The following is a 6,523-nucleotide window of genomic DNA, read 5'->3' on the forward strand; positions in this document are numbered from 1 at the left end:
GCCCAGGACGCGCTCAGGACGCGATCCGGTCGTGGAGTGGGTGTCTAGGCGGTCCATCAATTCGGCGAGATCACCTTCGAAAAGGTGCACGTAGGTGTTCAACGTGACGGTTGCGTTGCGGTGACCGAGCTGCTGTTGGATGGCTTTCACATCCGCACCTGCCGCTCTCATCAGCGACGCGCACGTGTGACGCAGGTCGTGGGGTGTGATATCGACGAGATCCTCGCCGGATTGCTCGCGCGCACGATCCCAGACGGCCTTTCTCATGTTCGGGTACCGGAGTGGCCCTCCGCGTGGGGCGGTGAACACCAGTGCTCCCGGAGCGTCTTCGACATCCTCCAAGTGCCGGCCTAAGAACTCGGAAACGAAGGCCGGAAGGTGAACGGTTCGCGACTGGTTGTTCTTTGTCGTTCCGAAATCGAGGCGTCCGGCGATTTCCGTTGCGGACTGTGTTATCTGGAGCCTGCGACGGAGAACATCGACCCGACCACGGCGTAGTGCCACTAGTTCGCCCCATCGAAGGCCTCCGTATGCGAGCACATATACCATTGTCTTGTGTTGGCCGCTCGGCATCGCCTCAGCCAATCGGGTCACCTGTTCGGCTGTGAGGTAGCGGTGGGACGGTTCGCGGAGTCGGGGCAGCTCGACTCTTCTTGCCGGATTTCGCCCAATCACTCCGTCGTCGACAGCCTGTTCGAGAATCGCTGCCAAGCATTGGTGGGCTTGGCGGATCCGCGATGCCGACAGGCCCTCTTGCGTCATCGAACGCACCCAGGAGCCCACCATCGATCGATCGATAGTCGCGAGTCGGGTTCGACCCAAAGTCGGAAGGATGCGTGATTCGAGCAGCGACCGGTATCCCTCCCGAGTCTTCGGTTTGATTCGCGACTTCGCCATGAGCCAACTGGTCGCGTAGTCGGCGAATGAAATGAGTCCGCCGTTTGGATCGATCCACTGGCCACGATTAGCCCTTGCCAGCTGATCCGTAAGCCATTTCTCAGCGTCTGTCTTGCGGTCGAATGTCCGGCTGTGCCACCGGCCATCAGGGCCCTCGTATCGGGCCCGATAGCGGCCGTTCCCACGTCGATCGATTGCGCCCCTCGCCATGTTCACCTCGCGGTCGCCCGGTCAATACCGTTTCCCAGTATGCACGACTACGCCACCCGATGGTTCGGGTGGCTGGTCCAACGATGCCCTAGCGCCGAGGAAGGGTGCCGGTCTCCTGGAGTTGCTCGGCGATCCATCGTTTGACGTCGCCGAGTCGATACCGGAGGTGTCTACCTGCTTTGAAGCCGGGAGGGCCTTGTCGGCGGTGTCTCCATGCGTAGAGGGTAGCTACCGGCACGTCCAAGTAGACCGCGAGCTCTCTCACTGTCAGCAATTGATCGAGTCGATCCATGGCACCATCGTGCGCGCCGACCCTGTCAGCTGAATGCCATTTCGACGTCTTTCGGATACATGTGAAGGCAGCGGGGCCAGAACGTTTGTCTCCCGCTCCGGACCAAGGGGTTTCGGCGTTGGAGGGTTTTTGACAGGGTTACTGACAGGGCTACTGACACTCTGCTGACAGGGTTGGACGCGATCGTCTTGGTATGACGATGTCGTTCACTCGTGTGAGGTCTGTCCTTCGGGCAGTTGGAGGGTTTCTGACAGGGTCGTCGCGTCACGTGTTCGAAGGTGCCCCTTAGGTGGATAATGAGATGTCTTTCCCAGTTTGTTCCGACAACTGCGTTTTCAGACGCGTAGGGTGGGAACGGCTACTGGGAGTGAGGGGTAGCCGTTTGAGTTGTGGACGCTGGTCAATCGGTTTCTGCGGCCTGACCCGGCCGCCGTCTGTTGCGGGCGTTGCTATGGCGGCGTTGCTGGTCTTGAGTGCCTGCACCTCGGGCTCTAGTGAGTCAACGACAACGTCGTCGATTCCACCGGTGACGTCCACATCTTCGGGCCCACTTTCGACTTCAACGAGTTCGTCGACGTTGATTGCAGTGACGTCGACGCTTCCACCCACTGAAGATGTGGTCGACGGATGGAGCGCTTTTTGGGATGCGTGGGTGGAGGTGCGGGCCTCGGATGATCTCGATCGGGCGCCTCTCGATACGGTCGCTTCCCCGGACGTGGTCGATGGTGCTCTCGTCCTTTTCGAGCGTCAGCGCTCTTCGGGGCTTGGTCCGGTTGAGACCGAGGTTGTGCTCCACGCCACGGTTACCAGCTTGAATCCGGATCGGGCCTCTATCGAGGATTGTGTGCTGCTTTCGCCGGCCCTCAACGACACCGTTGGTGTCTGGTACCAGGCGGATCTGCTTCTGACTGAGCAGGGCTGGGTCGTTGACGCTGTTCGGATTCCGAGTGGTGGTGGTTGTGTACCCGAGGAGATGGCTGGCGCGGCAATCGCCGGGTATGGGGCTTACTACGAAGCGCAGGTCGGGTTCTGGGACCCGCCCAATCCCGATAGCCCTCTCCTCGATCAGGTGCTCGTGGAGCCCCAAAGGAGCTTCATCATCGGATTGCTCCAGGAACACCAGGCCGAGGGAATTGCTCTCCGAGGTCGTCCCACTACGCATCCGGAGGTGATCGAGGTCCGGAGTCCGACCGAGATTGTGATCCTCGACTGCTTCGAACCCGCCCTGGATTTCGGCCTATATGACGTGGACACCAACGAGCGCCTTCCCGGCGACCCGCCCGTGCGGGAAGGTCAGCGGAACCTTCGATCTGCACTCATGGTGCTCGACGGTGGGCGTTGGAAAGTTTCGGACCTACAAGGACAGGTGGATTTCGCATGCGAGTTTGCGCCGACCATTCGAGGACTTCCCTCCGTCTAGTACTGACGTTCGTCATCGTGCTTTCGACGTTCGTCGGCTCGTCGCCGCCCGCCCTTGGTCAGGCTTGTTCCGGAAGCGGGCAGATCGACGACCGGGGTGGAGAAGTGGTCGCCGAATGCGATGAGAACTCTCCAGGCTCATCCAGCGGGGTGACTGTCCACGGACTCTGGAGCGTCTACTGCGCCGATGTTGTCGGTGTGTATCAGGGGGGCGACACGGTCGAGCGTCGCCTCACCGGCAACCTGACATCGGCGGATATCGCTGATCTAGGTCTTGACATGGCGGGGGAGTACCGCTGGTTGCACGTGGAGTGTTGGCGGGACGGAATGTCGGCCTACGTATACGACTATGCCGTAGATGCGCCGGCGGGCGTTTCAGCGGAGAACGTGCGTGATGAGGTGGCCGCACGTCTTGAGCCTCCTTCGCCCGAGCCCCGGACGAGTCCGCCGCTTTCGCAGAAAGCGTTCGTGCATGTTCGAACCTGGCTGTGGCTCGATGCGGCGGTCTGGTCGCCGATTGAGGTCTCTGAGAGTCGCGGCCTGACGACGGTGACCGTGTGGGCAACGCCGACTCATGCCCGTTGGGTGATGGGCGATGGGGGCGGTGTTACCTGTTTGGGACCGGGTGTGGTGTGGACCTCGGGGTTGTCGGAGGACGCTTCGGATTGCTCGTACACCTACGAGCACAGCTCCTATGGCGAGCCGGAGGGGCGTTTCGAGGCGTCGGTGACGGTGACGTGGGAGTTCGAGTGGTGGATCAACGACGTGTACCAAGGGGTGTTTGGCACCGTCGATCTGGCTGCTGCCTTTGGGGTGGCGGTCGGCGAGATCCAAGCGGTGGAGACGGGAGGCTGAAGTGAACCGGAGCGCCACGAGCCCATCGACGAGGCGGACGGACCCATCTGGGAACGGGCAAGGCAAAGCCGGTCCTTTCCGGCTGGAGCCGCCACGTCGCAAGGTGCAGGTACCCCAGCTATTGATCGCCATGTTCCTGGTGGCGATAAGTGCGCTGGTGGCGGTAGTGCTGTTCTCGCGCGCCGCGGCCCGTGAGCCGGTGTTGGCCCTGGCCCAGCCGGTGGAGAGGGGTCAGGTTGTTGGGTCGGGTGACCTGATGGTGGTGTATGTGGCGACCGATGATCCGATCGCGACGCTGTCGTCGGAGGCTGCCTCCGGGTTGGTGGGGTTGACGGCTGTGGCCGATCTGGAGGCGGGGACGATTCTTACGCCCGCCCATTTCGTCTCCCGGAGTCTCCTCGACGCCGGGGAGGGTGTTGTCGGCTTGGCGCTTTCGCCTGGGGAGTATCCGACTCCGTTGTTAGCGCCCGGTGATCGAGTTGACGTGGTTCTGATTGATCCCGTGTCGGCCGAGGCAGGCGACGCAGCGGCCGACACGGTGGTTGCGTCGGCGGAAGTGTTCGATGTCGCTGAGTTGGGTACGCAGGGGGATCGGTTCGTCTCGCTGCGTATGAGCGCCGAGGCGGCTTCAGAGGTGGCGAGGGCAGCAGCTGCCGGCCGGGTTCGGCTGGTCCTCGTGGCGGATCCGGGGGTGGACGGGTGAGCCTGGTGTGCCTGGGTTCTGCCCACGGGTCTCCGGTGTGACGACCACGGCGCTGGCGTTGGCAGCTACGTGGCCGGAGCATCGCCGCGGCCTGTTGGTTGAAGCAGATCCGTTTGGTGGGGTGATCGCGGCCCGATACGGTCTGGGCGATACACCTGGATTGTCTTCGTTGGCGGCTGTGGGGCGTCGAGGCCTCGATGACGACGTGGTCTGGCAGCATGCGCAACAGCTTCCGGGTGGGGTTCGGGTGCTGGTCGGTCCGGCCTCGGCGGATGAGGCTCATGCTGTGTTGCGGGATCTCGCGGGAGCTCTGGCGGCCTGGTCCGCTACCCACAGCGCTGTTGACGTCATTGTCGACTGTGGCCGGTTGGCTTCGGGTTTCCCTGCGGTCGGTCCCCTTCTTGGGGCAGGTGCGTTCATGGTGTTGACGCGTTCCACTCTGGATCAGCTTCGACCTGCAGCCCACCGTGTCGGGTCGCTTCGCCACTCGGGAGTGGATGCCAGCCTGCTGCTGGTCGGTGACCAGCCCTATGGGGCCCATGATGTGACCGGCACCTTGGGTGTTCCGGTGGCGGGTGTGATCGCCTGGGATCCTCGTGCTGCAGGGGTGTTGACCGGTACGCACGGTGCGGTGCGTGACCTGCGCCGGTCCCCGCTGGTTCGATCGGTGGGAACTCTGGCAGACCGTCTCGCGATACCCGCTACTGGGCCCGATGTCGGCGAGGAGTCCGGTTCGGCGCCGGCGATCCGGGTGGCGGAGGTTGCACGGGAGGCCGGTTCGTGAGCGGCAACGGCGACCTCGGGCGGCGGCTACACCGGACGGTGGCCGAGAAGCTGTCTGAGCGTCTCCGGACCCTTGACGGGAGTGATCCGTTGAGCGTCGAAGACGAACAGGCCTTGACTCGCTCGTTGATCGCCGCCGAACTGGCGCGTCTCGCCGAGGACGCCTACCGGAGCGGTCAGACCCCACTGGACGCCTCAGCCGAATCCGACCTGGCTGAGGCGGTGTTCGATCGAGTCCACGGACTTGGGCGTCTCCAGCCCTACATCAACGACCCGGACGTCTCGAATATCCATGTCAACGGTTGTGACAACGTGTGGCTGGTATACCGGGACGGCACCAAGGTCCGGGGCGAACCGGCCGCCGACTCGGACCGGGACCTGATCGAAATGGTCTCCACCGCTGCCCGGCGAATCGGTAGGTCTGAGAAGCGCTGGGACCAGGTGTCCTGGGAGCTCCACCTCCAACTCCCCGGCGGGGAACGCTTGCATGCGGTGATGGGTCTGACTGGTCGGCCGGCCATCACGATCCGCCGCCACGACTTCAGCATCTATCGCCTGAAACACCTGATTGATCTCGGAGTGATCGATGAAGGATTGGCGGAGTTTCTCGGGGCGGCGGTGCGAGCCAAGCTCAACCTGATCGTGGCTGGAGGGACGAACACCGGCAAGACCACGATGCTGCGATGCCTACTCAACGAAATCCCCCCGGAAGAAAGGGTGGTGACCGTCGAGGACAACCTCGAGATCGGGCTGGACCGATTCACAGACCTCCACCCCGACCAGGTCATGTGGGAACGTCGGGGCGCCAACATCGAAGGCCGAGGCGAAGCCACACTGGCCGACTGCGTACGAGCGACCCTGCGCCAGAACCCCGACAGGGTGATCGTCGGTGAGATCCGCGGAATCGAAGTCGTCGACATGTTGCGGGCCATGTCCCAGGGCAACGACGGTTCCATGTCCAGCATTCACGCCGACTCCTCCAAGGGGGCCATCGTCCGCCTCGGCATGTATACGGCGGAAGCGGGCTTGGATGAGGAAACCTCCAACAAGTGGATCGCCAACGCGGTCGACCTTATCGTTCACCTCGGCTGGGTCGACGGCATGCGCCGCGTCACCTCGGTGCGGGAAGTCCTGGAGGCAGAGGCCCGTCAGATCGCTACCAACGAGGTGTACCGACCCGCCGCCGACGGGAAGGCAATGCCGGCGCCAGGACCGACCATCCGCAATGACACGCTTGCCCATCTCGTCGATGCTGGTTTCGACGCCGCCTACCTGACCGGCCTTTCAGGGCTCATCGGATTTCAGCGGGGTGTGATGGTGGCGAGTAGATTCCAGTTGGGTTTTCCGGCGTAGAGGAGGGCTCT

At 63.0% G+C, this 6,523-nt stretch carries 7 protein-coding genes; 5 read left to right on the top strand and 2 right to left on the bottom strand.

What is annotated here, in order from left to right; all coding sequences use genetic code 11:
* Nucleotides 1–1,107, bottom strand: a 1,107-nt coding sequence (locus P1T08_17985; GenBank protein MDF1597969.1) for a tyrosine-type recombinase/integrase, incomplete at its 3' end; no start/stop codon positions are given.
* A gap of 88 nt (nucleotides 1,108–1,195) precedes the next feature.
* On the bottom strand, nucleotides 1,196–1,399 hold the full coding sequence (locus P1T08_17990) for a helix-turn-helix domain-containing protein (protein ID MDF1597970.1): 204 nt from the start codon (nucleotides 1,397–1,399) through the stop codon (nucleotides 1,196–1,198).
* 526 nt (nucleotides 1,400–1,925) lie between these two features.
* On the opposite strand from P1T08_17990, the gene P1T08_17995 reads away from it, so the two are divergent.
* Genes P1T08_17995 through P1T08_18015 form a run of 5 tightly spaced genes read left to right on the top strand, consistent with a single transcriptional unit; the run spans nucleotide 1,926 to nucleotide 6,512 of the window.
* Nucleotides 1,926–2,819, top strand: a complete 894-nt coding sequence (locus P1T08_17995; protein ID MDF1597971.1) for a hypothetical protein — start codon at nucleotides 1,926–1,928, stop codon at nucleotides 2,817–2,819.
* Nucleotides 2,777–3,673 carry a hypothetical protein gene (locus P1T08_18000; GenBank protein MDF1597972.1) on the top strand — a complete coding sequence of 299 codons (897 nt, stop codon included), beginning with the start codon at nucleotides 2,777–2,779 and terminating at the stop codon, nucleotides 3,671–3,673. The genes P1T08_17995 and P1T08_18000 overlap by 43 nt, the downstream gene beginning before the upstream one ends.
* 1 nt (nucleotide 3,674) lies before the next feature.
* Nucleotides 3,675–4,376 (top strand): SAF domain-containing protein, encoded by a 702-nt coding sequence (locus P1T08_18005; GenBank protein ID MDF1597973.1) that lies wholly within the window; start codon nucleotides 3,675–3,677, stop codon nucleotides 4,374–4,376.
* A gap of 37 nt (nucleotides 4,377–4,413) precedes the next feature.
* On the top strand, nucleotides 4,414–5,160 hold the full coding sequence (locus tag P1T08_18010; GenBank protein MDF1597974.1) for a chromosome partitioning protein: 747 nt from the start codon (nucleotides 4,414–4,416) through the stop codon (nucleotides 5,158–5,160).
* The gene (locus tag P1T08_18015) at nucleotides 5,157–6,512 is read left to right on the top strand and encodes an ATPase, T2SS/T4P/T4SS family (protein MDF1597975.1); all 1,356 of its coding nucleotides are present in this window, start codon (nucleotides 5,157–5,159) and stop codon (nucleotides 6,510–6,512) included. Before P1T08_18010 ends, P1T08_18015 begins: the two co-directional genes overlap by 4 nt.
* Nucleotides 6,513–6,523 lie beyond the last annotated feature (11 nt).

The sequence above is a fragment of the Acidimicrobiia bacterium genome (assembly GCA_029210695.1).
Taxonomy (GTDB): domain Bacteria; phylum Actinomycetota; class Acidimicrobiia; order Spongiisociales; family JAHEDJ01; genus JAHEDJ01.